Annotated in this window: 23 protein-coding genes; 12 read left to right on the forward strand and 11 right to left on the reverse strand. The window is 70.2% G+C overall.

The genetic code is table 11. The features are described 5' to 3' along the window. Nucleotides 1-76 precede the first annotated feature (76 nt). The 4 genes from QM701_RS04915 to QM701_RS04930 form a co-directional block, all read right to left on the reverse strand. On the reverse strand, nt 77-667 hold the full coding sequence (locus QM701_RS04915) for a TIGR00730 family Rossman fold protein (protein ID WP_415165972.1): 591 nt from the start codon (nt 665-667) through the stop codon (nt 77-79). Between the two features lie 65 nt (nt 668-732). After that, a complete protein-coding gene (gene trmB / locus QM701_RS04920; protein ID WP_415165973.1) occupies nt 733-1,419 on the reverse strand; it encodes a tRNA (guanine(46)-N(7))-methyltransferase TrmB in 687 nt (228 codons plus the stop codon). A gap of 4 nt (nt 1,420-1,423) precedes the next feature. Further along, nucleotides 1,424-2,395, reverse strand: a complete 972-nt coding sequence (locus QM701_RS04925; RefSeq protein ID WP_415165974.1) for a tRNA dihydrouridine synthase — start codon at nt 2,393-2,395, stop codon at nt 1,424-1,426. A gap of 52 nt (nt 2,396-2,447) precedes the next feature. Then, nucleotides 2,448-3,476, reverse strand: coding sequence for a GGDEF domain-containing protein (locus tag QM701_RS04930; protein WP_415165975.1), 1,029 nt, complete (start codon nt 3,474-3,476; stop codon nt 2,448-2,450). Between the two features lie 139 nt (nt 3,477-3,615). Between QM701_RS04930 and QM701_RS04935 the strand changes: the two genes are divergently transcribed. Continuing rightward, nucleotides 3,616-4,044: a putative toxin-antitoxin system toxin component, PIN family gene (locus QM701_RS04935; RefSeq protein ID WP_415165976.1), complete on the forward strand. Its 429-nt coding sequence runs from the start codon at nt 3,616-3,618 to the stop codon at nt 4,042-4,044. On the opposite strand, the gene yaaA is transcribed toward QM701_RS04935, so the two are convergent. Beyond that, nucleotides 4,041-4,814 carry a peroxide stress protein YaaA gene (yaaA, locus tag QM701_RS04940; RefSeq protein WP_415165977.1) on the reverse strand — a complete coding sequence of 258 codons (774 nt, stop codon included), beginning with the start codon at nt 4,812-4,814 and terminating at the stop codon, nt 4,041-4,043. The genes QM701_RS04935 and yaaA overlap by 4 nt on opposite strands. 146 nt (nt 4,815-4,960) lie before the next feature. Between yaaA and QM701_RS04945 the strand changes: the two genes are divergently transcribed. The 11 genes from QM701_RS04945 to QM701_RS04995 all read left to right on the forward strand — a co-directional run bounded on the left by QM701_RS04945 (nt 4,961) and on the right by QM701_RS04995 (nt 13,501). Next, a complete protein-coding gene (locus QM701_RS04945; RefSeq protein ID WP_415165978.1) occupies nt 4,961-6,136 on the forward strand; it encodes a DUF2863 family protein in 1,176 nt (391 codons plus the stop codon). 5 nt (nt 6,137-6,141) lie between these two features. Beyond that, a complete protein-coding gene (locus tag QM701_RS04950) occupies nt 6,142-7,467 on the forward strand; it encodes an adenosylmethionine--8-amino-7-oxononanoate transaminase (RefSeq protein WP_415165979.1) in 1,326 nt (441 codons plus the stop codon). After that, a complete protein-coding gene (gene bioF, locus QM701_RS04955; RefSeq protein ID WP_415165980.1) occupies nt 7,464-8,618 on the forward strand; it encodes an 8-amino-7-oxononanoate synthase in 1,155 nt (384 codons plus the stop codon). Before QM701_RS04950 ends, bioF begins: the two co-directional genes overlap by 4 nt. Beyond that, on the forward strand, nt 8,615-9,364 hold the full coding sequence (locus QM701_RS04960; protein WP_415165981.1) for an alpha/beta fold hydrolase: 750 nt from the start codon (nt 8,615-8,617) through the stop codon (nt 9,362-9,364). Before bioF ends, QM701_RS04960 begins: the two co-directional genes overlap by 4 nt. Next, nucleotides 9,345-10,118 (forward strand): malonyl-ACP O-methyltransferase BioC, encoded by a 774-nt coding sequence (bioC, locus tag QM701_RS04965; RefSeq protein ID WP_415165982.1) that lies wholly within the window; start codon nt 9,345-9,347, stop codon nt 10,116-10,118. The genes QM701_RS04960 and bioC overlap by 20 nt, the downstream gene beginning before the upstream one ends. Next, nucleotides 10,115-10,798 carry a dethiobiotin synthase gene (bioD, locus tag QM701_RS04970; RefSeq protein WP_415165983.1) on the forward strand — a complete coding sequence of 228 codons (684 nt, stop codon included), beginning with the start codon at nt 10,115-10,117 and terminating at the stop codon, nt 10,796-10,798. Before bioC ends, bioD begins: the two co-directional genes overlap by 4 nt. A 39-nt stretch (nt 10,799-10,837) precedes the next feature. Further along, on the forward strand, nt 10,838-11,377 hold the full coding sequence (locus tag QM701_RS04975) for a septation protein A (protein ID WP_415165984.1): 540 nt from the start codon (nt 10,838-10,840) through the stop codon (nt 11,375-11,377). Beyond that, complete coding sequence (locus tag QM701_RS04980) at nt 11,377-11,679, forward strand: YciI family protein (RefSeq protein WP_415165985.1); 303 nt, start codon at nt 11,377-11,379, stop codon at nt 11,677-11,679. Before QM701_RS04975 ends, QM701_RS04980 begins: the two co-directional genes overlap by 1 nt. Then, on the forward strand, nt 11,676-11,942 hold the full coding sequence (locus QM701_RS04985) for a BolA family protein (protein ID WP_415165986.1): 267 nt from the start codon (nt 11,676-11,678) through the stop codon (nt 11,940-11,942). The genes QM701_RS04980 and QM701_RS04985 overlap by 4 nt, the downstream gene beginning before the upstream one ends. A gap of 73 nt (nt 11,943-12,015) precedes the next feature. Further along, nucleotides 12,016-12,801 (forward strand): peptidylprolyl isomerase, encoded by a 786-nt coding sequence (locus QM701_RS04990; RefSeq protein ID WP_415165987.1) that lies wholly within the window; start codon nt 12,016-12,018, stop codon nt 12,799-12,801. Nucleotides 12,802-12,961: 160 nt separating this feature from the next. After that, complete coding sequence (locus QM701_RS04995; protein WP_415165988.1) at nt 12,962-13,501, forward strand: ferritin-like domain-containing protein; 540 nt, start codon at nt 12,962-12,964, stop codon at nt 13,499-13,501. Between the two features lie 184 nt (nt 13,502-13,685). On the opposite strand, the gene hydE is transcribed toward QM701_RS04995, so the two are convergent. The 6 genes from hydE to QM701_RS05025 form a co-directional block, all read right to left on the reverse strand. Further along, complete coding sequence (gene hydE, locus QM701_RS05000) at nt 13,686-14,840, reverse strand: [FeFe] hydrogenase H-cluster radical SAM maturase HydE (RefSeq protein ID WP_415165989.1); 1,155 nt, start codon at nt 14,838-14,840, stop codon at nt 13,686-13,688. Next, nucleotides 14,837-16,078, reverse strand: coding sequence for a [FeFe] hydrogenase H-cluster maturation GTPase HydF (hydF, locus tag QM701_RS05005; RefSeq protein ID WP_415165990.1), 1,242 nt, complete (start codon nt 16,076-16,078; stop codon nt 14,837-14,839). Before hydF ends, hydE begins: the two co-directional genes overlap by 4 nt. 129 nt (nt 16,079-16,207) lie before the next feature. Beyond that, nucleotides 16,208-17,608: an aspartate ammonia-lyase gene (locus QM701_RS05010; RefSeq protein WP_415165991.1), complete on the reverse strand. Its 1,401-nt coding sequence runs from the start codon at nt 17,606-17,608 to the stop codon at nt 16,208-16,210. A gap of 142 nt (nt 17,609-17,750) precedes the next feature. Further along, nucleotides 17,751-19,160 carry a [FeFe] hydrogenase H-cluster radical SAM maturase HydG gene (gene hydG, locus QM701_RS05015; protein ID WP_415165992.1) on the reverse strand — a complete coding sequence of 470 codons (1,410 nt, stop codon included), beginning with the start codon at nt 19,158-19,160 and terminating at the stop codon, nt 17,751-17,753. A gap of 21 nt (nt 19,161-19,181) precedes the next feature. Next, entirely contained in the window at nt 19,182-20,984 is a 1,803-nt protein-coding gene (locus QM701_RS05020; protein ID WP_415165993.1) for a [FeFe] hydrogenase, group A, read from the reverse strand. 5 nt (nt 20,985-20,989) lie between these two features. Continuing rightward, nucleotides 20,990-23,038: an FAD-dependent oxidoreductase gene (locus QM701_RS05025; RefSeq protein ID WP_415165994.1), complete on the reverse strand. Its 2,049-nt coding sequence runs from the start codon at nt 23,036-23,038 to the stop codon at nt 20,990-20,992. Nucleotides 23,039-23,084 lie beyond the last annotated feature (46 nt).

Below are 23,084 nucleotides of genomic sequence, written 5' to 3' on the forward strand. Positions count from 1 at the left end.
ACTTCGGTGAAACGGGACGAGGCGCAGATTGTCTCCCAGCGGCGCCCACGCCGCAAACCCTTCGTGCGCGCCGCCTTCAGCGCGCGTCGGGCGCCAGCTTCTGCGCGAGCCAGTCGCCCTCCGGCGCGGCGTATCCGCGCATCGAGCGCAGCAGTCCGGGAGCGTCCGCGGCCACGTGCAGCAGGCCGAGGTGCTGCGGCTTGACGAAGCCCGCCGCCGACATGTGCCGCGCCATCGCCAGCAGCGGGTCGTAGAAGCCCTGCACGTTGAGCAGTCCGACCGGCTTGGCATGGATGTGCAGTTGCGCCCAGGTGACGATCTCGAACAGTTCGTCGAGCGTCCCGAAGCCGCCGGGCAGGGCCACGAAGGCGTCGGCCCGGTCGGCCATGGCCGCCTTGCGCGCATGCATGCTGTCGACCACCCGCATTTCGGTGGCCTGCGGGTGCGCCAGCTCGCGCTCGGCCATGAACGACGGGATCACTCCGTACGCCCGCCCGCCGGCGCCGAGCACGGCGTCGGCCAGCACGCCCATCAGTCCGACGTTGCCACCGCCCCAGACCAGTTCGATGCCCTCGCCGGCCAGCAGCCGGCCGAACGCCGCGGCGGCCGCGGCATAGGCCGCCTCGCGCCCCGCCGAGGCGCCGCAGAAAACACAGATTGAACGCATGGATCACCGTCGCGAATCGGGAAACTCGCGATTATCCCCCGAAAACGTGTCGCCTACGTGACGCATCAGGTGCGCAGGTTGACCACGGCCCGGTACAGCGCATGCCCGGACGCCAGGTATTTGCGTTCGAACGGCGTCAGCGGCGCGTCCGGGACGAACGGTTCGCAGAGCGCTTCCCGCCCGCTCAGCGCGCCGACCGCGAGACAGAACTCCTCGACGTAGATGCGCCAGTTGCTGCGGCATTCGAGCACGCCGCCGAGTTCCAGCACGGCGGGGAACACCGGATGGCCGTGCCAGCGGCGGGAGAGGTGGCCGATCTTGGGCCAGGGGTTCGGATAGAGCAGGTATTGGCGCGCCAGACGGACGCCCTCGTCGCGCAGCAGGCGCCAGTAGTTGACCAGGTCGGCGCGGGCGAAGCCGGCATTGGGCGGCAGCGGCTCGCCGCCGCCGTCCTGTGCCGCCAGGCGCCGCCGCAGGCGCACCGCCGACTGGTCGACGCCGAGCACGTAATGGTCCGGGAAAAGGGCCGCCAGGGCGAGCGTGCTTTCGCCGGTGCCGCAGCAGGCGTCGAGGATCAGCGGCGCGTCCGGCGCCGCGCACCGCCAGCGCCCGATGCTGGCGGCGAACGCGGCGCGGTTGTAGTCGGCGCAGGGCTTGCGGAACGGCGCCCGCCGATGGCGTTCGAGCAGCGCCGGCAGCTGCTCGTGCACCGCCGTCTGGGCGCTGGCCGGAACGCGGGAGTTCGCCTGCATGGCCCTAGCGCGCGGCGGCCGCCGCCTCCAGCGCCGCGGCGACGGCGCCGACGTCGCTGCAGGCGCGTATCCGGTGATAGAGCAGGTTCGCCTGCGGATAGCCGCGCCGCAGCAGGTTCAGCCACAGTTTCAGCCGTCCCGGCGCATGCTGGAGCAGCAGGCGCGCTTTCACCCGCTGCCAGAATTCGAGCAGCAGGACGGACAGCTCGGGCCAGTCCGCGGCCGGGTCGTGCGGGCCGTAACAGCCATCCCCTTCCGCCCGCCGGAGGCGCCGGGCCAGGAAGGGGTCGGCCACCGCGCCGCGCCCGAGCATCACGTCGGCGCAGCCGCTCACCGCGCGGCAGCGGGCGTAATCGTCCGGCGACCAGATTTCGCCGTTGGCGATCACCGGCACGGCCACGGCTTCGCGCACCCGGCCGATCCATTCCCAGTGCGCCGGCGGGCGGTAGCCCTCGACCTTGGTGCGCGCATGCACCACCAGCGCCGCGGCGCCGCCCGCCTGCAGCGCGGCGGCGCAGTCCAGCGTGCGCGCCGTGTCGCGGACGCCCAGGCGCATCTTGGCCGTCACCGGGATCGCCTCGGGCACCGCGCGGCGCACGGCAGCGACGATGCGCAGGAGCAGGTCGGGATCGTCGAGCAGCATGGCGCCGCCGCCGTGCCGGTTGACCGTCGGCGCGGGGCAGCCGAAATTGAGGTCGATGCCGTGCGGCGACAGCCGGGCCAGCCGGGCGGCGGTCTCGCCCATGCGTTCCGGGCAGCTGCCCAGCAGCTGGACGGCGACCGGCGAGCCGCTGGGCGTGCGGCCGCCGTCGTCGAGTTCGGGGCAGACGCGCCGGAAGGTGCGCGCGGGCAGCGTCGTGCCCGACACGCGGATGAACTCGCAGACCGCGCCGTCGTAGCCGCCCGCCCGCGTGAGCAGGTCGCGCAGCAGGGCGTCGGCCAGGCCCTCCATGGGTGCCAGGAAAATCTTGCTCATCGCGGGAAAGGCGTGGTTACGGAACCGGCGAGTATACGGGGTCGCGCGGGGTTCAGCCGAACAGCGCGTCGATGTCGAAGTTCTCGGCGATCTTCGCCGCCAGCGGCTCGGAGGCGACGATCACGCCCTGCGCGAGCAGCTGCTCGTAGCAGCACACCCAGTTGCGCCCGAAACGCTTGGCGCAGTACAGCGCCTCGTCGGCGCGCCCCACCGCGTCGGTGGGCACGTCCCGCTTCGAAACGGCGGTGAAACCGATCGAGCAGGTCACCTTGCCGACCTGCGGGAATTCGTGTTTTTCGACCGAGGAGCGGAAACGCTCGAAGCCGGCTTCCGCCAGTTCCCGGTCCGGCGCGTTGAGGATCACCACGAACTCCTCGCCGCCGAAGCGGAACAGGCGGTCGCCGTCGCGGAAGGTCTTGCGCAGCAGGTCGCCCATGCGCAGCAGCACCTCGTCGCCGAACAGGTGGCCGAAGGAGTCGTTGATGCGCTTGAAATGATCGATGTCGATGACGCCCAGCCAGGCCGGATACTCCTCCTCGTGCAGCCGCCGCTCGTGGCGCCAGAAGTCGCAGCTCGATACGGACGACGCGGTGAGCAGGCGATCGAAGGTTTCGTCGAAGGTCTTGCGATTGAGCAGGCGGGTCAGCGAATCGAGCTCGCTGTAGTCGATCAGCCGCACCTGGTTGCCGAAGATGCGCGCCAGGGTCTCGATGGCGTCGGCCTGGACGTCGACGAGAGGGCGGCGGATGCCGAAGACCAGCACCAGCTGGCCGCCGCACAATTCGGACGATTCGAGCGCCATCGCCCCGCAATGCAGCCCCGCCTCGCGCGAGGACAGCAGGCTGCCGTCCGGCCGCGCCTGGCAGGCCAGGTCGGTCCACACCGCGTCGGGCAGGTCGGAGCCGGTGCCCGCGCAGAGGCGCAGCGCCTTGCCGCCCTGCGGATCGCGGACGCGCGAGAAGATGCCGGCCTCCACCTCTCCGCCGAACAAGGCCTCCACCGCGCCGAGAAAGACGGCGGGCAGCTTGCCCCGATCCCGGCAGGACGAAATCGATTCGATACTCCGCAGCAACGGCAGCACGCTCTGGAATCCTCCTGGAACGTGGAAATGGAAATGGAGTCTGGCATGCGACAATCCCGCTGATTTTAGGAGTCTATCCTTCCCGCGACAACCTTTTTCGCATATGCCCCGCCAGAACCCGCCGAGAGCCGTCCGCGCCGTGCTCGACACCAACATCGTCATGGACATGCTGCACTTCCGCGACGGCCGCACGCTGCGCCTGCAGGAGGCCATCGCCGCCGGCCGCGTCCGCTGCTTCGGCGACGCCGCGTGCCTCGCCGAACTGGAGCGCGTCGCCGCGTATCCGGAGTTCGGACTCTCGCCGGCGGCGCGGGACGGCCTGATCGCCGCCTGCCGCGGCATGGTGGAAATCTGCGGGGACGCCGCGGCCGAGGCCGAGGACCGGCTCCCGCGCTGCCGGGACGCGGACGACCAGAAGTTCCTGGCGCTGGCCGCCCGCTGCCGGGCCGACGTGCTCATCACCCGCGACAGGCAGTTGCTCCGGCTGGCGCGGCACCGCCTCAACCCGCCGCCCTTCGCCATCCTGACGGCGGAGGAGGCGGTCCGGGCCTTTTTGCCGGAAGGCTAGTCGAGCCGCCGCCGGAACACCCAGCGCGCCGCGTCGGAAGCCTCGGCGGCGAAGGCGTAGCCGTCCTCGTCGAAGGATTTCAGCTCCGCCGGCTCGAAGCAGCGGCGGCGGATGGCGAAGCGCGCCATGGCGCCCCGCGCGCGCTTGGCGTAGAAGCTCACCACCTTGAAACGCCCGCCGCTCCAGTCCTCGAACACCGGCTGGATCACCGGCACGGCCAGCTTTTTCTCCTTGACCGACTTGAAATACTCCACCGACGCCAGATTGACCACCGCCGAGGCGTCCGCCGCGCGCGCGGCGGCGTTCAGCGCGTCGGTGATGCGCTCGCCCCAGAAGGCGTACAGATCCTTGCCCTGCCGAGTGGCGAGGCGGATGCCCATCTCCAGCCGGTACGGCAGGATCAGATCGAGCGGCCGCAGCACGCCGTACAGGCCGGAGAGGATGCGCAGGTGGCGCTGGGCGAAGCGCAGGTCGTCCTCGGCCAGCGAGCGCGCGTCGAGCCCCTCGTAAACGTCGCCGTTGAAGGCGAGGACCGCCTGCCGCGCCTTGCCGTCCGGGTAAGGCGCCGTCCATTCGGCGTAGCGGCCGGCATTGAGCGCCGCCAGCGCGTCGCTGATGCCCATCAGCGACGCGATTTCCGACGGCGACAGGCGCCGCAGCCGGTCGACCAGCATTTTCGAGCGGTCGAGGAAATCGGGCAGCGACGCCTCCTGGACGGTCAGCGGGGATTCGAAGTCGAGCGACTTGGCGGGAGAGAGCAGGATGATCATGGGTCGGGTCGGAAATCGGCGAGGAAGCAGTGGATGCGGGCGAAAAAAAGCGGAGCGGAAGGGGCGGCCGCTGCGGTTTTCCGGGGACGCGGGCGGCGGCCGCCGCTTGCTACAATAGCGGATTCTCCCATCCGCAGAAACCCGCCATGAAACGCAACCGCCTCTCCTCGCGCAAACGCATGTCCTCGGACGCCACCGAACTCGGCCGCCTGGCCACCGGGCTGGCCGAATCCGGCGGGCGGCTGGAAGAGGATTTCTGGGACCGGCAGCTCGTCGAACTGATCGACCGCATCCTCCAGGACGGCGCGGAGGACGACCTGAACGCCGCGCTCGACCGCCTGTTCGACTCGCACGCGGCCGCGCACGACTGCCTCGCCGACGCCATCGAGGCGCGCGCCGAATCCTGCGTGCTGACCCACCAGGGCCAGGATTACGACGTGCTGCTGTTCAACGCGCCGCTGCTGGCGTGGTCGCGCTTCTCGATCCCCGCCGGCACGATCGCGGCCAAGGCGCTGCAGACGCTCAAGGTGCAGCTCGGCGCGCACGTCTTCTCGGCGGCGGCGCAGATTTCGCTGGTCGACTATCTCTACAGCCCGGACCAGCTGCCGCGCAGCTTCGTCGACACCTGGCAGCTGATGCGCGACCTCGGCGGCGCCGCGCTGTGCGGCAAGGCGCCGCAGCTCGACATTTCCGCCATGCCGGAGACCAACCAGTTCCTCTCCGACACGCGCTACCTGATCGGCGCCGTCGTCGTGCCGCGCGGCATGCCGCTGTTCCGCTGGAACGAATCCGACGGCGTCACGCGCGAATCGGCGCTGAAGGAATGGGTCAAGCAGGGCGGCCCGTCGCTGGAGCCGCTGCTCGCCGGCTGCGCCTTCCAGCCGCTGCTCGCCGACGCCTACCACGCCGCCTGCCGGCTGGCCGACATGGCCTCGCGCCCCTACTCGCTGCGCGCCTCGGTGGCCTTCCTGCAGACCACGCTCGGCAAGCCGGCCGAATCGCTGCGCGCGGTCATCGGCGGCTTCCACGACAAGCGCCTGGAGGAATACCGCATCGGCTTCGGCCCGCGCAACGGCGACGCCATCTACCACGGCATCGTCTGGCCGCTGCTCGGCAGCGAGGACGAGGCGACCGACGTGGTCGGCGAGGTCGAGGGCATCCTGCGCGAATCGGGGATCAAGGAAGTGGTGGTGCACAACCAGCAGTTCCCCTTCGAGTTCTGCGACGACTGCGGCGCGCCGCTGTATCCGAACGTCGAGGGTGAGACGGTGCACGCCGAGATGCCCGACCTCGGCAACGCCCCGTCGCAGACGCTGCACTGAACGCCATGGACAACGCCGACCTGCTCCGGCGCAGCCTGGCCGCCGTCTGGCATCCGTGCACGCAGATGAAACAGCATGCCGGCGGCGAGCTGCCGATGATCCCGGTCGCGCGCGGCCAGGGCGCGTGGCTTTACGATTTCGACGGCAAACGCTACCTGGACGGCATCAGCTCGTGGTGGGTCAACCTGTTCGGCCACGCCAACCCGCGCATCAACGCCGCGCTGCGCGCGCAGCTCGACGAACTCGAACACGTGATCCTGGCCGGCTTCACCCACCGGCCAGTGATCGAGCTGTCCGAACGCCTGTCGGCGCTGACCGGCGGCGCGCTCGGACACTGCTTCTACGCCTCCGACGGCGCCTCGGCCACCGAGATCGCGCTGAAAATGTCGTTCCACAGCTGGCGCAACCGGGGACGCGAGGCGAAGCGGAATTTCCTCTGCCTCGAAGGCGGCTACCACGGCGAGACGGTCGGCGCGCTGGCCGTCACCGACGTGGCCATCTTCAGGGATGCCTACGCGCCGCTGGTGCGCGCCGCCGCCACCGTGCCGACGCCCGACGCGCGCCGGGTCGAGCCCGGCGAGACGCCGGCCGACGCGGCCCGCCGCGCCGCCGCTGCGCTCGAACGCCACCTGGAAGCGCACCATGCGAGCATCGCCGCCTTCATCGTCGAGCCGCTGGTCCAGTGCGCCAGCGGCATGGCCATGCACGACCCCGAGTACCTGCGCCTGGCGCGCGCGCTGTGCGACCGCTACGAGGTGCACCTGATCTGCGACGAGATCGCCGTCGGCTGCGGCCGCACCGGCACCTTCTTCGCGCACGAGCAGGCGGGCATCCGGCCGGATTTCCTGTGCCTGTCGAAAGGCATTTCCGGCGGCTACCTGCCGCTGTCGATCGTGCTCACCACGGACGACGTGTATCAGGCCTTCTACGACGACGCCACCGCGCGCGGCTTCCTGCATTCGCACTCCTACACCGGCAACGCGCTGGCCTGCCGCGCGGCGCTGGCGACGCTCGACATTTTCGCCGAGGACCAGGTGCTGGAGGGCAACGCCGTCCGCGCGCGCAAGCTGGCGGAGGCCCTGGCGCCGCTCGATGGCCACCCGAACGTCCGCCACCTTCGCCAGCGCGGCATGATCGCCGCCTTCGACGTGGCCACCGACGACCCGCAGTTCGCCCGCCGCTTCTACCGCGCGGCGCTCGCACGCGAGGCGCTGACCCGCCCGATCGGCGCCACGGTCTACCTGATGCCGCCGTACATCGTCGACGACGAGGAGATCGCGCATCTCGGGCGCGCCGTGGCCGGCGCCCTGGAGGCCGCGCTCGCGCCATGATCTGGGACGAACTCGCGGACCGGTTGGCCGGGCTCGACCGCGACGGCCTCAGGCGCCAGCGGCGCACGCTCGCGGCGCCCTGCGGCCCGCTCGCCCGCGTCGGCGGCCGCGAGCTGGTCAGCTTCTGCAGCAACGACTACCTGGGCCTCGCCAACGACCCGGCGCTGGTCGACGCCGCCTGCGCCGGCGCGCGGGAGTGGGGCGTCGGCAGCGGCGCCTCGCACCTCGTCAGCGGCCATCTTTCCCCGCACCAGGCGCTGGAGGAGGCGCTCGCCGCGTTCACCGGTTTCGATCGCGCGCTGCTCTTCTCGACCGGCTACATGGCCAACCTCGGCATCGTCGGCGCGCTGGTCGGGCGCGGCGACGCGGTGTTCGCCGACCGGCTCAACCACGCTTCGCTGATCGACGCGGCGCAGCTCGCCCGCGCCGAACACGCGCGCTACCCGCACGGCGACATCGACGCCCTCGCGCGGCTGCTCGCGGCGAGCACGGCCAAGCGCAAGCTGATCCTCACCGACGCCGTGTTCAGCATGGACGGCGACCTCGCGCCGCTGCTCGAACTGCTGCAACTGGCCGAGCGTTTCGACGCCTGGCTGGTGGTCGACGACGCGCACGGCTTCGGCGTGCTCGGCGAGCAGGGGCGCGGCAGCCTCAGCCATTGCGGCCTTCCCGCCCACCCGCGCGTCGTCTATATGGGCACGCTGGGCAAGGCGGCCGGCGCCTCGGGTGCCTTCGCCGCCGGCTCGGAGACAGTGGTCGAATGGCTGCTGCAGCGCGCGCGCACCTACATCTTCACCACCGGCGCCAGTCCGATCATGGCCTGCGCCCTGCTGGCCGGTCTCGAACTGATCCGCCAGGGCGACGCGCGGCGCGACCACCTGCGGCGGCTGACCGGCCTCCTGCGCGACGGCCTGGCCGGTACGCGCTGGCGTCTGCTGCCCTCGCCGACGGCGATCCAGCCGGTGATCGTCGGCGACAACCACGCGGCCGTGGACGTCGCGCGGGCGCTGTTCGAGCGCGGCCTGTGGGTGCCCGCGATCCGGCCGCCGACGGTACCAAAGGGCACCGCGCGCCTGCGCGTCTCGCTCAGCGCCGCGCACGACGAAGCGCACGTCCGGCAACTGATCGACGCCCTGCGGGAGCTGGCATGACGCGGCCCGATCTCGTCCTGATCCACGGCTGGGGCCTGCGCCGCGAGGTGTGGTCGCCGTGCCTCGACGCGCTGCGCGAGGTCGCCGACGTGCGCCTCGCCGACCTGCCCGGCTACGGGGAAACGCCCGACGCGGGGCGATCCTTCGCCGAGGCGGCGCGCGCGCTGGCCGATTCGCTGCCCGCGCAGGCGACGCTCTGCGGCTGGTCGCTCGGCGCCCTGCTGGCGATGCAGGCGGCGCGGCTGGCGCCGGAGCGGATCGGAAAGCTGATTCTCGTCGGCGCGACGCCACGCTTCACCCAGGACGAGGACTGGCCGGCGGCGCAGCCCGCCTCCCTGCTGGACGACTTCGCCGCCGCCGTGGCGAACGACGGCCGGGCGACGCTGCAACGTTTCATCGCTCTGTTTAATCAAGGCGACAGCAAGGCCCGTCCGATCGGTCGCGACATCGCCCGGAACGTGCTGTCGTCGCCGCTGCCGGCAACCCCGACGCTGCTTGCCGGACTCGGCTGGCTGCGCGACACGGACCTGCGCATCCAGGCACCGGAGATCGCCTGCCCGCTGCTGCTGATCCACGGCGCGCACGACCCGCTGATGCCGCTCGCCGCCGCGCAGTGGCTGGCGGACCGCCTGCCGCACGCGCGCCTGGAAGTGTTCGCGGACGCGGCGCACGCCCCTTTCCTCAACGACCCCGGGCGCTTCGCCCGCCTCGTCGGCGATTTCCTCCATGCCTCCCGGATCGATTAAGCACCGCGTCCGCGACGCCTTCGACCGCGCGGCGGCCACCTACGACGGCGCCGCCGTGGTGCAGCGCCGCGTCTGCGACCGCCTGCTGGCGGAGCTGGCCTGGGACGGCGATCCGCCGGAGAGCATCCTGGACGCCGGCTGCGGCACCGGCTACGGCGCCGCGAGCCTGCACGGGCGCTGGCCCGCGGCCCGCGTCGCCGGCCTCGACTTCGCCCCGGCGATGCTGGCGCTGGCGCGCACGGCGCTGGACGACCGGCTGGCGGCGGACCTCGAACGGCTGCCGTTCGCCGCGCACAGCTTCGATCTCTGGTGGTCCAGCCTGTCGATCCAGTGGTGCGACGCCGACGCCGCGTTCGGCGAAGCGGCGCGCGTGCTCCGGCCCGGCGGGCGGATCGCCTTCAGCACCCTGTGCCCGGACACCTTTGCCGAGGTGCGCGCGGCGTTCGCCGGCATCGACGGACATCGGCATACCCTGCCCTTCAACGAACCTGACGCGCTCGGCCAGGCGCTGGAACGCGCCGGGCTGCGCGGCATGCGCCTGGTGCGCGAACGGCACACGATCTTCTACCCGGACCTGCGCACCCTGCTGCGTTCGATCAAGGACATCGGCGCGCACAACGTCGGCGAGGACGGCCGCCAGGGCATGCTCGGCCGCGCCGCCTGGCGGCGGGTCGAGGCCGCCTACGAGCAATTCCGCACGCCGGCCGGCCTGCCGGCGAGCTACGACGTTCTCCTGGGATACGCAAGCAAATGAACAGCCAACCGAATCCGCACGCCACGGCCTGGTTCGTCACCGGCACCGACACCGAGGTCGGCAAGACCTTCGCCACCTGCGCGCTGCTGCTGGCGCTGAAACAGCGGGACGTCCGCGCCGTGGGCATGAAGCCGGTCGCCGCCGGCACCGACGCGCAGGGCAGGAACGACGACGTCGAGCAGCTGAAGGCCGCCTCCGGCGTGGCGGCGCCGCCCGAACTGGTCAATCCCTACCTGTTCCAGCCGGCCATCGCGCCGCACATCGCCGCCGCCGAAGCCGGGATCGCCATCGACCTCGAACATATCTCGACGGCGTTCCTGCGCCTGCGTGAGACGGCCGACGCCGTCCTGGTGGAAGGCGTCGGCGGCTTCTGCGTCCCGCTCGGCGACGCCTGCGACGCCGCCGACCTCGCCGCGCGGCTGGGGCTGCCGGTCATCCTGGTCGTCGGCCTGCGCCTCGGCTGCATCAACCACGCGCTGCTCACCTGCCAGGCCGTCGCCGCGCGCGGCCTGCCGCTGGCGGGCTGGATCGCCAACCGCATCGACCCCGGCATGCCACGCTGGGAGGAAAACCTGGCGGCCCTGCGGCAACGCATCGATGCGCCGCTGCTCGGCGTCATCCCGCCGGCCAGCACGCCAGAAGCGGCGGCGAATCTCCTGCACCTGCCGGCGATGGGCTAAAATCGCCCACCATCGAACGCCATCCCGGCCGGCGCCGCCATGAAATTCCTCTTCGATCTGTTCCCCGTCATCCTGTTCTTCATCGCCTTCAAGACCGGCGACATCTTCATCGCCACCGGCGTGGCGATCGTCGCCACCTTCGCCCAGATCGGCTGGCTGCTGGCGCGCAAGCGCAAGATCGACAAGATGCTGTGGATCAGCCTGGCGATCATCGTCGTCACCGGCGGCCTGACCCTGATCTTCCACGACGAGACCTTCATCAAGTGGAAGCCGACGGTCCTCTACTGGGCGTTCGCCGCCGGACTCGGCGGTAGCACGCTGCTGTTCCGCAAGAACTTGATCCACAGCCTGCTCGCGGAACAGTTCGACGCGCCCGATTTCGTCTGGCGGCGGCTCAACCAGGCGTGGATCGGCTTCTTCATCTTCATGGGCTTCGCCAACCTGGCGGTGGCCTTCGCCCTGAACCTGTCGACCGAAACCTGGGTCAACTTCAAGCTGTTCGGCGGCATCGGCCTGATGCTCCTGTTCGCCCTGATCCAGGGGCTGCTGCTGTCGAAATACATCGAGGAGAAAAAGTAATGCTCTACGCCATCGTCGCCGACGACGTGCCCGGTTCGCTGGACAAGCGCCTCGCCGCCCGCCCCGCGCATCTCGAACGCCTCAAGGCGCTGCAGGAGGCCGGACGCATGGTGCTCGCCGGCCCCTTCCCGGCCATCGACAGCGCCGATCCCGGCCCGGCCGGCTTCACCGGCAGCCTGATCGTCGCCGAGTTCGATTCGCTGGAGGACGCCAAGGCCTGGGCCGACGCCGATCCCTTCGTCGCCGCCGGCGTTTACGCCGGGGTCACGGTCAAGCCGTTCAGGAAGACGCTGCCGGCATGAACGAAGTCGAAGCGCTGCTGCGCGAACGGCTCGCGGCGCTTTCCCCGCTGCGCCTGGAAGTCGTCAACGATTCCGCGCTGCACGCCGGCCACGCCGGCGCGCGGGCGGGCGGGCACTACCGCCTGCTGATCGTCTCGCGCGAGTTCGCCGGCAAAACCACGCTGCAGCGTCATCGTCTGATCCACGACGCCTTGGGCGAACTGATGCGTAGTAGAATACATGCACTGAGCATCCGTTCGCTGACGCCCGACGAGGCGCCCTGAACGCCCCGCCCGGTACGACCCGGCCGCAGCCCGTCATGGCTGCGCCAATGCAAACTCACCAGGAACGATCCACATGCAAAAACTGACGCAAATCGTCGCCGCGCTGGCCATCGGCGCCTCGATCTCCGTGGCGGCGATCGCCGCCGACAAGACCTTCGTCAAGGTCAACGGCGCCGCCATCCCGCAGAATCTCGCCGACGCCTTCATCGCCGAACAGAAGGCCAAGGGCGCCCCCGATTCCGCCGAGCTGCGCAACGCCGTCCGCGAGGAACTGATCCGGCGCGAGCTGCTGCTGCAGGAAGCGAAGAAGGCCGGCCTCGACAAGAAGCCGGACGTCGCGGCGCAGGCCGAGGCGGCCAAGCAGGCCATCCTGATCCGCAGCTACGTGCAGCAGTACGTCCAGAAGAACCCGATCAAGGACGACGAGCTGAAGGCCGAGTACGAGAAGATCAAGGCCCAGGTCGGCAGCACCGAGTACAAGGCCAAGCATATCCTGGTCAAGGAAGAAGCCGAGGCCAAGACCATCGTCGACAACCTGAAGAAGGGCGCCAAGTTCGACGAACTGGCCAAGCAATCGATCGACCCCGGTTCCAAGGACAATGGCGGCGATCTCGGCTGGGCCGCGCCGAGCAACTACGTCAAGCCGTTCGCCGACGCGCTGACCGCGCTGGGTAAGGGCAAATACACCGAAACGCCGGTCAAGTCGGAATTCGGCTACCACGTGATCATGCTCGAAGACACCCGCCCGACGACCTTCCCGGCGTTCGACGAGGTCAAGCCGCGCCTTCTGCAGCAGGCGCAGACGCAGCAGATCACCAAGATGGTCGACAGCCTGCGCGCCAAGGCCAAGGTCGAGTAAGCGATCCTGCGAACCAGCAGGAAGCCGCCGGGACCGTTCGGTTCCGGCGGCTTTTTTTTGCGCCGGATTTTCCGCTCTCCGCCTCTCCCCGCGTTCGCTGGGCCGGGCACATGCCTTGCCATGATTACCCGGCACGTACCACGTCCCAAAGGAGAGAGAAATGGCTACAAGGAATGCGAATACGCTCGAAGCATTGTTCATCCAGCAACTGTCCGACATCTACAGCGCCGAGAAACAGCTGACCAAGGCACTGCCCAAGCTGGCCCGGGCGGCCACCAATCCGGATCTCGTCGCCGCCTTCGAATCCCATCTGCAGGAGACGCACCATCAGGTCGAGCGCATCGATCAGGTGGTGGAGAATACCGGCGTCAAATTGAAGCGCATGAAGTGCGCCGCCATGGAAGGGCTGGTGGAAGAAGGCCAGGAAGTGATCGAGGAATTCGAGCAGGGCCCCGTGCTGGACGCGGCGCTGATCGCGGCGGCGCAGAAGGTGGAGCACTATGAAATCGCCAGCTACGGCACGCTGATCGCCCTGGCGCGGCACCTGAACTTCGGCCAGATCGAGGGCCTGCTGCAGGACACCCTGGACGAGGAAAGGGCGGCCGACCAGAAGCTGACGCAACTGGCGGAAGGCAAGGTGAACGTGAGCGCCCGGCAGGAAGGCGGCGGCGCCGGCAAGCCATCGGGAAGGCACACCTGATTTGCGCGGTATGGTGGAAGCAGTCCAGTTCGAGCGACGCCCCGGCGTCGCTTTTTTTGTGCCGATTGCCTGCATGCGCCGGCGGCCGGCGAGCGCGGCGGCACGCGGTTTGCCGCGCCCTGCCGTGCGCAACGGCAAGGCTTACAGGTTTTGAATTTTTTTCCGGAGCGGGGCGGCGCCGGGATCAGCGCCGGCCGAAATGCGCCGAATCGCCCCACTGGTCCCTCAGCGTCCGCCGGCCGACCGAGGCGATGCGCGCGTCGAGGCATTCGGCGCACTGCCCGGCGGATTCGTCGAGGCAGGGCTTGCCGTCGTAGAGCGTGTACATCCGCCGCACGCGCGGCGGCGTCACCTGCGGCATGATCACGTTGGCGCCGAAGCGCAGGCCCTGCTCGCGGCCGTCGTCGGCCATCGCCTGCAGGGCCGTGGTGGCGGCGATGTTCACGTCGCGCAGCAGCAGGCGCGCGGCGGCGATCATGCGCAGGCCGAGGCGCAGCCGTTCGTCCGCGGCGGGAATCGCGCCGGGCAGCACGGCCTGGGCGTGCGGGATATACGGGCCCATGCCGAGCATGTCGACGTCCAGATCGCGGAAGAACAGCAGGTCGTCGATGAGATGTTCAACGGTCTGGCCCGGCAGGCCGATCATCACGCCGGTGCCGACCTGGTAGCCGATCGCGCGCAGCGTCTGCAGGCAGGCGAGGCGCGTTTCGTGGCGCTGCTCCGGCGGATGCAGTGCGGCGAACAGCTCGGGCGACGAGGTTTCGATGCGCAGCAGGTAGCGGTGCGCGCCGGCGGCGAACCAGCGCGCGTAGGTCGCTTCCGTCTGCTCGCCGACGCACAGGGTGATGCCGAGCCCGTCCGGCTGCGCGGCCGAGCGCGTCGCCGCCTTGATCGCGCGGATCATTGCCTCGACGCGGCGGACGAACGCGGCGTCGCGCCGCTCGCCGGACTGCAGGACGAGCGAGCCGTAGCCCTTGCCGGCGCACCAGCGCGCGCAGGCGACCACGTCGTCCAGCGTCAGCGTGTAGCGGCTCACGGCGCGGTTGCCGCGGCGGATGCCGCAATAGCGGCAGTCGAGCACGCAGCGGTTGGAAAACTCGATCAGGCCGCGCAGGCGCACGGTGTCGCCGCAGTGGTCGAGCAGCGTCCTCTCGGCGGCGGCGCGGACGGCTTCAACTTCATCCCGATCGACGGTCGTGAGGATGCGGCGCAATACCTCGCGCGCTCCGGCGCCCTGCCGCCAGTCGCTATCCAGCAGACGCGCGAATTCGGCGGCCTGGGCGCTCGGCGCCAATGCCGGAGCGCGCCGGTGCCAAGCGATCGCGACCGGCGCGCTCACGCCGCCACCCTCTCCAGCGCGCGGCGGTAGGCGTCCAGCGCCGCCGGGAAGCATTGCAGCGAGCGGTCGAGCACGCCCTGCACGACAGAAATCGCCATGCCGTAGTTGGTCATCGGCACGCCCTGCCGCGCCGCGCGGTACTGGCGCGCGAGCATCTGCCGGCGCGTCACCGTGCAGCCGCCGCACTGCACGATCAGCGCGTAAGGCGTGAGATCGTCGGGAAAATCCCGTCCGGATTTCACGTCGATCTCCAGGTTGCCGCCGGCGAACTGGCGCAGCCAGCGCGGAATCTTGACGCGCCCGATGTCGTCCGCCAGCGCGTGATGCGAGCAGGCTTCCGCGATCAGCACGCGGTCGCCGGGCCGCAGGCGCGGGAGCGCGCCGGCGCCCTCGGCCAGCCCGATCATGTCGCCCTTGAAGCGGGCCATCAGGATCGAGAAGGTGGTCAGCGGAATCCCGCGCGGCGTGTCGGCGGCGACTTTCAGCACCACCTGCGAATCGCAGACCACGAGGCGCGGCGGCGCGGCGAGCCGGGCGAGCGTGGCGGCCAGCTCGCGCTCCTTGACCATCAGGCCGGCCGCGTCGCTGTCCAGCAGGTCGCGCAGCGTCTGCACCTGCGGCAGGATCAGCCGCCCCTTCGGCGCGCCGAGGTCGATCGGCACGACCAGCACGACGACGTCGCCGGGCGCGACCAGGTCGCCGATCAGGCGCGCGTCCTCCAGCCCGCTTTCCGGCGCCTGACGGACCATGGCCTCCTTGAGCGCGTCGATGCCGCTTCCCCGCGTGGCGCAGACGGTGACGGATTCGACGTTGTCGGCGGCCAGCTCCATCAGCAGCGGCTTGGCCGGCTCGCGCAGGTCAGCCTTATTGAAGACCACGACGAAGGGTGCGCGCCGCGCGCGCAGGCCGGCGATCAGCTCCTGTTCGAGCGGCCCCACGCGGCCGTCGTCGACGACGATCAGCGCCAGGTCGACGCGCTCCAGCACGGCGCGCGTCCGCTCCACGCGCAGCGCGCCGAGTTCGCCCGCGTCGTCGAGCCCCGCCGTGTCGATGAACACCACGGCACCGAGCGGCGCGAGCTCGTAGGCCTTTTCCACCGGATCGGTGGTGGTGCCCGGATGTTCCGAGACGATCGACACCGCCTGTCCGATCAGCGCGTTCATCAGCGTCAACTTGCCGCTGTTGCGCTTGCCGAACAGGCCGATGTGCAGGCGCAGGCCTTTGGGGGTGTCTTGCATGGTCAATCCTTGGGATTCATGGAGAACGAGAGTTCAACCACAACGACACGACGGGCACAACGAGAAGCAAGAAAAAAACGATTTCGTTTTTCGTCGTGCCCGTCGTGCCCGTTGTGGTTAATCCGCTTTTCATTTGCCATACCCCAGCGCCGTCATCGCGTCCGCCGACAGCAGCCGGTCCAGCACTTCCGGCGCGAGCAGGCCGCGCGCCAGGACGACCGCGCGGATCGTCCGCCCCGTCGCCTGCGCCTCCTTCGCCACTTCGGCGGCGAGTGCGTAGCCGAGCGCCGGGACCAGCGCGGTGACCGGGGCATGCGAGCGTTCGAGCAGTTCGGCGCAGCGTGCCGCGTCGGCGGCGAGTCCGTCGATGCAGCGCGCGCGGAACAGCGTGTCGGCGCGTTCGAGCAGGTCGAGGTTGCCGAGCAGCGCGTGCGCCAGCAGCGGCAGGAAGGCGTTGAGTTCGAGCTGGCCGGACTGCGCGGCGAGCGTCACCGCCTGGTCCTGCGCCATGACTTGCAGCGCGGCCTGGCCGACGGCCTCGCAGATCACCGGGTTGACCTTGCCGGGCATGGCGCTGGAGCCGACCTGCACGGCCGGCAGGCGCAGTTCGCCGAGCCCCGCGCGCGGGCCGGAGGCGAGCAGGCGCAGGTCGGAGGAAATCTTGAACAGGTTGACCGCGTGCGCCTTGAGGATCCCGGATACCTCGACGAAGGCGTCGGAGTTCTGCGTGGCGTCGACCAGGTTTTCGGCGCGCGCGAGGTTCATCCCCGTCGCTTCGCGCAGCGCGTCGGCGACGCGGAAGATGTAGGCGCGCGGCGCGGTCAGGCCGGTGCCGATCGCCGTGCCGCCGAGGTTGACCACGCGCAGCCGCTCCTCGCACTTGAACACGCGCCAGCGGTCGCGGCCGCAGGCTTCGGCCCAGGCCGAGCATTCGGCACCGAGCGTCATCGGGCAGGCGTCCTGCAACTGCGTGCGGCCGACCTTGACGATGTGCGCGAAGTCGCGCTCGCGCGCCTGGAACGCCGTCTGCAGCCCGGCGACGGCCTTTTCTAGCCGGCGCAGGCCGTCGATCGCGGCGACCTTGAGCGCGGTCGGGAAGACGTCGTTGGTGGACTGGTGCAGATTCACGTGATGCAGCGGATGCACGCGCCAGTACTCGCCGCGCCGGCCGCCGAGCCGTTCCTCGGCGCGGTTGGCGAGCACTTCGTTCACGTTCATGTTGAGCGAGGTACCGGCGCCGCCCTGCAGCGCGTCGACCACGACGGCCCCGGCCAGCCCGGCTTCGCCGTCCGCCAGTTCGCGGCAGGCGGCGGCGACGGCCTCGCCGACCTCCGGGTCGAGATGGCCGAGCGCCGCGTTGGTCCGCGCGCAGGCCAGCTTCACCAGCGCCATGCCGCGCACCAGCGCCGGCGCGCACGGCCGGCCGGTCAGCGGGAAGTTGGCGAGCGCCCGCGCGGTGTGGATGCCGTACAGGGCGTCGGCCGGGACGGCGAAGTCGCCGAGGGAATCGGTTTCGATGCGGGTCGTCATGGCCGGCCTCGCCAACCATCCGCCGTGCCTGCCGCCGCCGTCATTCCGGCACACGCCGGAATCCAGGTTTCCGGAGCACTTGCTGGATCCCGGCGTGCGCCGGGACGACGGAGACCAAGACGCGAGAGCATGCGATTCTCTCTCAGCAATACACGTCCCGTTTGCCGGCGCGGATGTGCGCCAGCATCTTCTCGGCGTTGCGCCGCGTCTTCGCGCCCATCCGCTCCAGCTCGCAGCCGATCGCCGTTTCGCCGGCGCCACGGGCGGCGTCGGAGGCGTAGTCGATCAGGTATTCCTGGAAGGTGGTGACGGCGTTCGGATCGCACTTCTGCTTGATCAGGCCGGGCTTGGCCAGATCCATGAAGTCCTGGCCGGTGCGCCCGAGCCGGTAGCAGGCGGTGCAGAACGACGGGATGAAGCCCATCGCCGCCAGTTCGGCGATGACTTCGTCGAGCGGGCGGTGGTCGCCGAGCTGGAACTGGCCGGCGGCGCTTTTTTCATCACCGTCGCCGGCGCTGTAGCCGCCCGGATTGGTGCGGCTGCCGGCGGAGATCTGCGACACGCCAAGCGCGTAGCATTCGCGCCGGATCGCCGCCGATTCGCGCGTCGACAGGATGATGCCGGTATACGGCACGGCGAGGCGCAGGATGGCGATGATCTTCCGGAAATCCTCGTCGCTCACCGGTGCCGGCGGATTGACCGACACCGCCGAGCCGTCTGCCGGCTCCATGCGCGGCACGCTGACGGTGTGGCAGCCGACGCCGAAGACGTCCTCCAGGTGCGCGATGTGCTGCATCAGGCTGAGGATTTCGAAGCGCCAGTCGTGCAGGCCGAACAGCACGCCCATGCCGACGTCGTCGATGCCGGCCTGCATGGCGCGGTCGAAGGCGGTGACGCGCCAGTCGAAATCGCGCTTTTTGCCGGCGAGGTGCACCGCCGCGTAGGTCTCGCGGTGGTAGGTCTCCTGGAAAAGCTGGTAGGTGCCGATCTCGGCCTGCTTCAGCTCAGCGAATTCGCCGACCGTCAGCGGCGCGAGATTGACGTTGAGCCGCCGGATGTGGCCGTGCGCCTCGGTGACGTCGTACACCGCGCGGATCGCGTCGAGCACGTAGCCGAAGCCGCCACGCGCCGCCGGATAGCCTTCGCCGGCGACCAGCAGCAGGCGCTTGTGGCCCTGCCGGACCAGCTCGCGCACGTCGGCGCGGATGCCGTCCATGTCCAGCGCCGTGCGCGGCAGCGCCTTGTTCGCCGAGCGGAACGCGCAATACGTGCAGTCGTTGGCGCAGACGTTGGAGATGTACAACGGCGCGAAGAGCACCATGCGCCGCCCGTAGATCGCCTCCTTGACCTCCCTCGCCGCGGCGAACAGCTCATCCGCCAGTTCCGGCGCGGCGATGCCGCACAGCGCCGCCACGTCGTCCGCGTCCAGCCCCTTCAGCTCGCGCGCCTTGGCCAGCACCTCGCGCACGCGCCCCGCGTCGCACGACGCCGCGCGCAGCGTCGTCTCAACGGCTTGCGGGTGCAGCCAGCCGGCGAATGTTTCCGTTTTCATGTCCATGAGAATTCCCTTGCCTCATTCCTTGCCGTCCTGCTTCCTCAGCTCTTCCCATGCCGCCCGGATGTCGGCCTCGACGCCGCAGGGGCGCGGCGCGTACTGCGTGTGCAGCATGTGGTGCGCCTTTTCCGAATGCGGCGCGCCGAGGTAGTCGGCGTAGAGCTTCTTGACCTGCGTATTGTTGTGCGACTGGCGCACCCTGGCCTTGCGGTCGATGTTGAAGATCGTCTCGCGGCGCTTCATGGCGTACGGGATGTAGGCCTTCTTCGAGCGCAGCGTGCCGCCGCCGTCGACGCAGCCGCCGGGGCAGGCCATGATCTCGATGAAGTCGAAGTCCGCCCGGCCGTCCAGCACCGCCTCGACCAGCTCGCGCGTGCCCTTCAGGCCGTGGCACATGGCCACCTTGATCTCGCCGTACTGGCCGCCGAGGTTGACGTGCGCCGAGCGCACGTTCTCGAAGCCGCGCAGCTGCGACACCTCGATGTGCTCCAGTTCCTTGCCGTTGACCACGTAGTACATGGTGCGCACCGCCGCTTCCATGACCCCGCCGGTGGTGCCGAAGATGGCGCCGGCGCCCGAGTACTCGCTCATCAGCGGGTCGTCGTAGGCCGACGGTTCGAGGCTCTTCAGGTCGATGCCCTCGCGGCGCAGCAGGCGGGCGAACTCGCGCATGGTCAGCACGATGTCCACGTCCGGGACGCCGTGCTCGCCCAGCACCGGGCGCGCCGCCTCCTCTTTCTTGGCGGTGCAGGGCATGATCGAGATCACGCGCATCCGCGCCGGATCGAAGCCGCGCTTCTCGGCGAGATAGGTCTTGGCGATCTTGCCGACCACGGCCTGCGGCGAGCGCGTCGAGGACAGCAGCGGCAGGATGTCGGGATAATGCTTCTCGGCGAAATTGATCCACGCCGGGCAGCACGAGGTGAACACCGGGCGCTTCTTCTCGGCCAGCTTGCCGAGCAGTTCGGTGCCCTCCTCCATGATCACCACGTCGGCGCCGAAGTTGGTGTCGAGGATCACGTCGGCGCCGATGCCGCGCAGCGCGGCGATGATCTGCCCCTCGACGTTGGTCCCCGGCGGCAGCCCGAATTCCTCGCCGAAGCCGACGCGGATGGCCGGCGCCACCTGGAAGACGGTGACGATGTCCGGGTCCGCCAGGCAGTCGAGCACCTCCTGCGTCTGGTCGCGTTCGGCCAGCGCGCCGGTCGGGCAGACCATCACGCACTGGCCGCAGGTGACGCACGGCGAGACCTCGACGCTGCCGCCCTTGAGGCGGATGCCGGCGGTCCGGCCCCAGCCGGTCATTTCCAGCGCATCGACGCCCTGCACCTTGCGGCATACCGCCACACAGCGCTGGCAGCGGATGCAGCGGCTGCGGTCGTAGACCACCGGCTGCGTGCCGTGGTCGGGCTCCAGGTCCTGCCAGCCTTCGGTGTAGCGGAAGCGGATCTGCTTCAGGCCGACCGAGTTGGCCACCGAGAGCAGTTCGCAGTTGCCGTTGCGCGGGCAAGTCGAGCAGTCCTGGTGGTGGTCGGCCATGGTCATTTCCATCTGCAGCCGGCGCATCTCCTCCACCTGCGCCGTGCGCGTCAGCACCTGCCAGCCTTCGCCGAGCGGCGTGTCGCAGGCGGTCAGGTACTCCGGCTCCGCGCCGCCGGGCCGGCGCACCTCGACGAGGCAGATGCGGCAGGTGCCCGGCGCGTGGTCGATGTCGTTCAGCTCGCACAGCGTCGGGATGAAGATGCCGTGCCGGCGCGCGACGCCGAGGATGGTCTCGTTGGTTTCGAAGACAATGTCCCGGCCGTTGATTTTCGCGTCCATATCGATCACCCCGCAATGGCTGTCGCGGCGCCGTTCGTCGCGCCGTTTGCCGATTTCGCGCCGGCCGCGTGCGCGGCATGCGCCGCGCCGTGCAGCGCCTTTTCCGTGACCAGCGAATACAGCCGGTAGCAGCGCAGGCAGCGGCCGGCCTCCTCGTAGGCCGTCTCCTTGGCGATCACGCCGTCGACTTCATCGAAGCAGCGCACGCGCGCGTCCGCCGGCAGTTCGGGGACGCCGGCGCGCGGCCTGGCGAGCGGCGCGTGATCGAGCGGCTGGTCGGCGAGCAGCCGGTTGCGCGCCAGGAACTTCTGCAGGCGCTGCTCCGGCCGGACGTGCGTGCGGCCGCTCAGCAGGTAGTCGCGGATACTCGCCGCGGCGCGTTCGCCGTGATCGAGCGCGTTGACCAGCGTCAGCGGGCCGAGCACGCAGTCGCCGCCGGCGAACACGCCGGGCCGCGAGGTTTCCAGCGTGTCGGCATCGACCTTGACGCAGTTCCAGCGGTCGAGCTCGATGCCCTCGCCGGGATGCAGCACGTTCTCGTCGACCACCTGGCCGATGGCGGCGATCAGCCAGTCGCAGGCCATGAAGGTCTCGGCATCCGGAATCGGCTCGACGCCGCGCCGGCCTTTGGCGTCGAGCTCGGTCTGGCGCATGGCGGCGAGCTTGACGCCGATCACCCGGTCGTCCTCGATGACCACTTCGGACGGCGTGGTCAGGCAATGGAAGACGATGCCCTCCTCCTCGGCGGCGTGCACCTCGGCGCGGTCCGCCGGCATGTCGGCGAGCGTGCGCCGGTAGACCAGATGCACCGAGCGGGCGCCCATGCGCCGCGCCGAGCGCACGCAGTCCATCGCCACGTTGCCGCCGCCGACCACCACCACGTCGCCCGGCAGCTCGAACGGCTCGCCGCACTCGACGCGCTTGTACACCGCGCGCAGGAAATCGACGCCCGAGGCGTAGCCCTCCGGCAGCAATTCCTCGTTGCGGATGCCCATCTGCGCCGCCTTGTGCGCGCCGTAGCCGAGGAAGACCGCGTCGTAGCCCTTGCCGAGCAGGTCGTCCACCGAGAAATCGCGCCCCAGCGCCTTGCCGTAGTAGAAATGGCCGCCGAGCTGGCGGATGACGTCCTCGCTCTCGGCCTTGAGCACGTCCTTGGGCAGCCGGTAGCTCGGAATCCCGACCGAGGCCATGCCGCCCGCCGCCCGGTGCGCGTCGAAGACGTCAACCCGGATGCCGCCGAGCAGCAGCTTGTACGCGCAGGTGATGCCCGCCGGCCCGGCGCCGATCACCGCCACGCGCTGCTCGTGGCGCTCGCCGCTCGGCGCGAAGCGCAGCCGCCCGTGCGCCAACGCCTGATCGGCCGCGTAGCGCTTGAGCATGCGGATGCCGACCGCGCCCTCGGCGGCGTTGCGCCGGCAGGCGTCCTCGCAGAAGCGCACGCAGACGCGGCCGCAGGTGGCCGCCATCGGATACTTGTCGAGCACGACGCCGAGCGCGAAGTCGAACTTGCCGTTCTTCACGCCGTCGATGTACCTCGGCACGTCGATCTTCGACGGACAGGCCTCGATGCAGGGCGCGGTGACGTAGATGAAGCTGTGCTGGAACACCGCCTGCGCCGGGGTCATGGCGCCGAACTCCGCCGGGAAATGCACGAGCGCCGCGTGCAGGGCGCGCGCGCAGTTCTGCCCCATGCCGCACAGCGAGGTCTGGGTGACCTGCCACGCCAGCACGCGCGCCTCGTCGAGCGCGCCGGGCGCGGCCGTGCCGGCGGCGACACCCCGGAGCAGGTCGCGCAGGCGCTGCGTGCCCACGCGGCACGGCGTGCAGCGGCCGCACGATTCGTCCGCCGCGCGCGCCAGATAGTCGGCGAACGCATGCGCGAGGCAGACGCTTTCATCCAGGATCAGGAAACCGCGGTCGGCGATGAACGCCATGGCCGCCGTCTCGGGCGCGATGTCGTCGAGCCCGGCGAGCGGCGGCGCCCGCCGCCCCGCCGGATCGCGCCGCGCATCGATCGCCGCGCCGTCCCACACCCCGTAAACGCAGTGACTCATGTCCCCTCCCAAGATCGAACCGATCCGCCACGCGGCTGCCTTTCCT

This window comes from Propionivibrio sp. (genome assembly GCF_047602565.1).
In the GTDB taxonomy this organism is placed as follows: domain Bacteria; phylum Pseudomonadota; class Gammaproteobacteria; order Burkholderiales; family Rhodocyclaceae; genus Propionivibrio.

What these genes read in the sequence shown, in the direction of transcription:
- QM701_RS05020 (WP_415165993.1), bottom strand. Translation starts at nt 20,984, where the DNA reads ATGGACGCGAAAATCAACGGCCGGGACATTGTCTTCGAAACCAACGAG.
- QM701_RS04960 (WP_415165981.1), top strand. Translation starts at nt 8,615, where the DNA reads ATGACGCGGCCCGATCTCGTCCTGATCCACGGCTGGGGCCTGCGCCGC.
- bioC (WP_415165982.1), top strand. Translation starts at nt 9,345, where the DNA reads ATGCCTCCCGGATCGATTAAGCACCGCGTCCGCGACGCCTTCGACCGC.
- QM701_RS04980 (WP_415165985.1), top strand. Translation starts at nt 11,377, where the DNA reads ATGCTCTACGCCATCGTCGCCGACGACGTGCCCGGTTCGCTGGACAAG.
- hydG (WP_415165992.1), bottom strand. Translation starts at nt 19,160, where the DNA reads ATGAAAACGGAAACATTCGCCGGCTGGCTGCACCCGCAAGCCGTTGAG.
- QM701_RS04950 (WP_415165979.1), top strand. Translation starts at nt 6,142, where the DNA reads ATGGACAACGCCGACCTGCTCCGGCGCAGCCTGGCCGCCGTCTGGCAT.
- QM701_RS04915 (WP_415165972.1), bottom strand. Translation starts at nt 667, where the DNA reads ATGCGTTCAATCTGTGTTTTCTGCGGCGCCTCGGCGGGGCGCGAGGCG.
- QM701_RS04925 (WP_415165974.1), bottom strand. Translation starts at nt 2,395, where the DNA reads ATGAGCAAGATTTTCCTGGCACCCATGGAGGGCCTGGCCGACGCCCTG.
- QM701_RS05010 (WP_415165991.1), bottom strand. Translation starts at nt 17,608, where the DNA reads ATGACGACCCGCATCGAAACCGATTCCCTCGGCGACTTCGCCGTCCCG.
- QM701_RS04945 (WP_415165978.1), top strand. Translation starts at nt 4,961, where the DNA reads ATGAAACGCAACCGCCTCTCCTCGCGCAAACGCATGTCCTCGGACGCC.
- bioD (WP_415165983.1), top strand. Translation starts at nt 10,115, where the DNA reads ATGAACAGCCAACCGAATCCGCACGCCACGGCCTGGTTCGTCACCGGC.
- QM701_RS04990 (WP_415165987.1), top strand. Translation starts at nt 12,016, where the DNA reads ATGCAAAAACTGACGCAAATCGTCGCCGCGCTGGCCATCGGCGCCTCG.
- bioF (WP_415165980.1), top strand. Translation starts at nt 7,464, where the DNA reads ATGATCTGGGACGAACTCGCGGACCGGTTGGCCGGGCTCGACCGCGAC.
- trmB (WP_415165973.1), bottom strand. Translation starts at nt 1,419, where the DNA reads ATGCAGGCGAACTCCCGCGTTCCGGCCAGCGCCCAGACGGCGGTGCAC.
- QM701_RS04975 (WP_415165984.1), top strand. Translation starts at nt 10,838, where the DNA reads ATGAAATTCCTCTTCGATCTGTTCCCCGTCATCCTGTTCTTCATCGCC.
- QM701_RS04985 (WP_415165986.1), top strand. Translation starts at nt 11,676, where the DNA reads ATGAACGAAGTCGAAGCGCTGCTGCGCGAACGGCTCGCGGCGCTTTCC.
- QM701_RS04995 (WP_415165988.1), top strand. Translation starts at nt 12,962, where the DNA reads ATGGCTACAAGGAATGCGAATACGCTCGAAGCATTGTTCATCCAGCAA.
- hydF (WP_415165990.1), bottom strand. Translation starts at nt 16,078, where the DNA reads ATGCAAGACACCCCCAAAGGCCTGCGCCTGCACATCGGCCTGTTCGGC.
- QM701_RS05025 (WP_415165994.1), bottom strand. Translation starts at nt 23,038, where the DNA reads ATGAGTCACTGCGTTTACGGGGTGTGGGACGGCGCGGCGATCGATGCG.
- yaaA (WP_415165977.1), bottom strand. Translation starts at nt 4,814, where the DNA reads ATGATCATCCTGCTCTCTCCCGCCAAGTCGCTCGACTTCGAATCCCCG.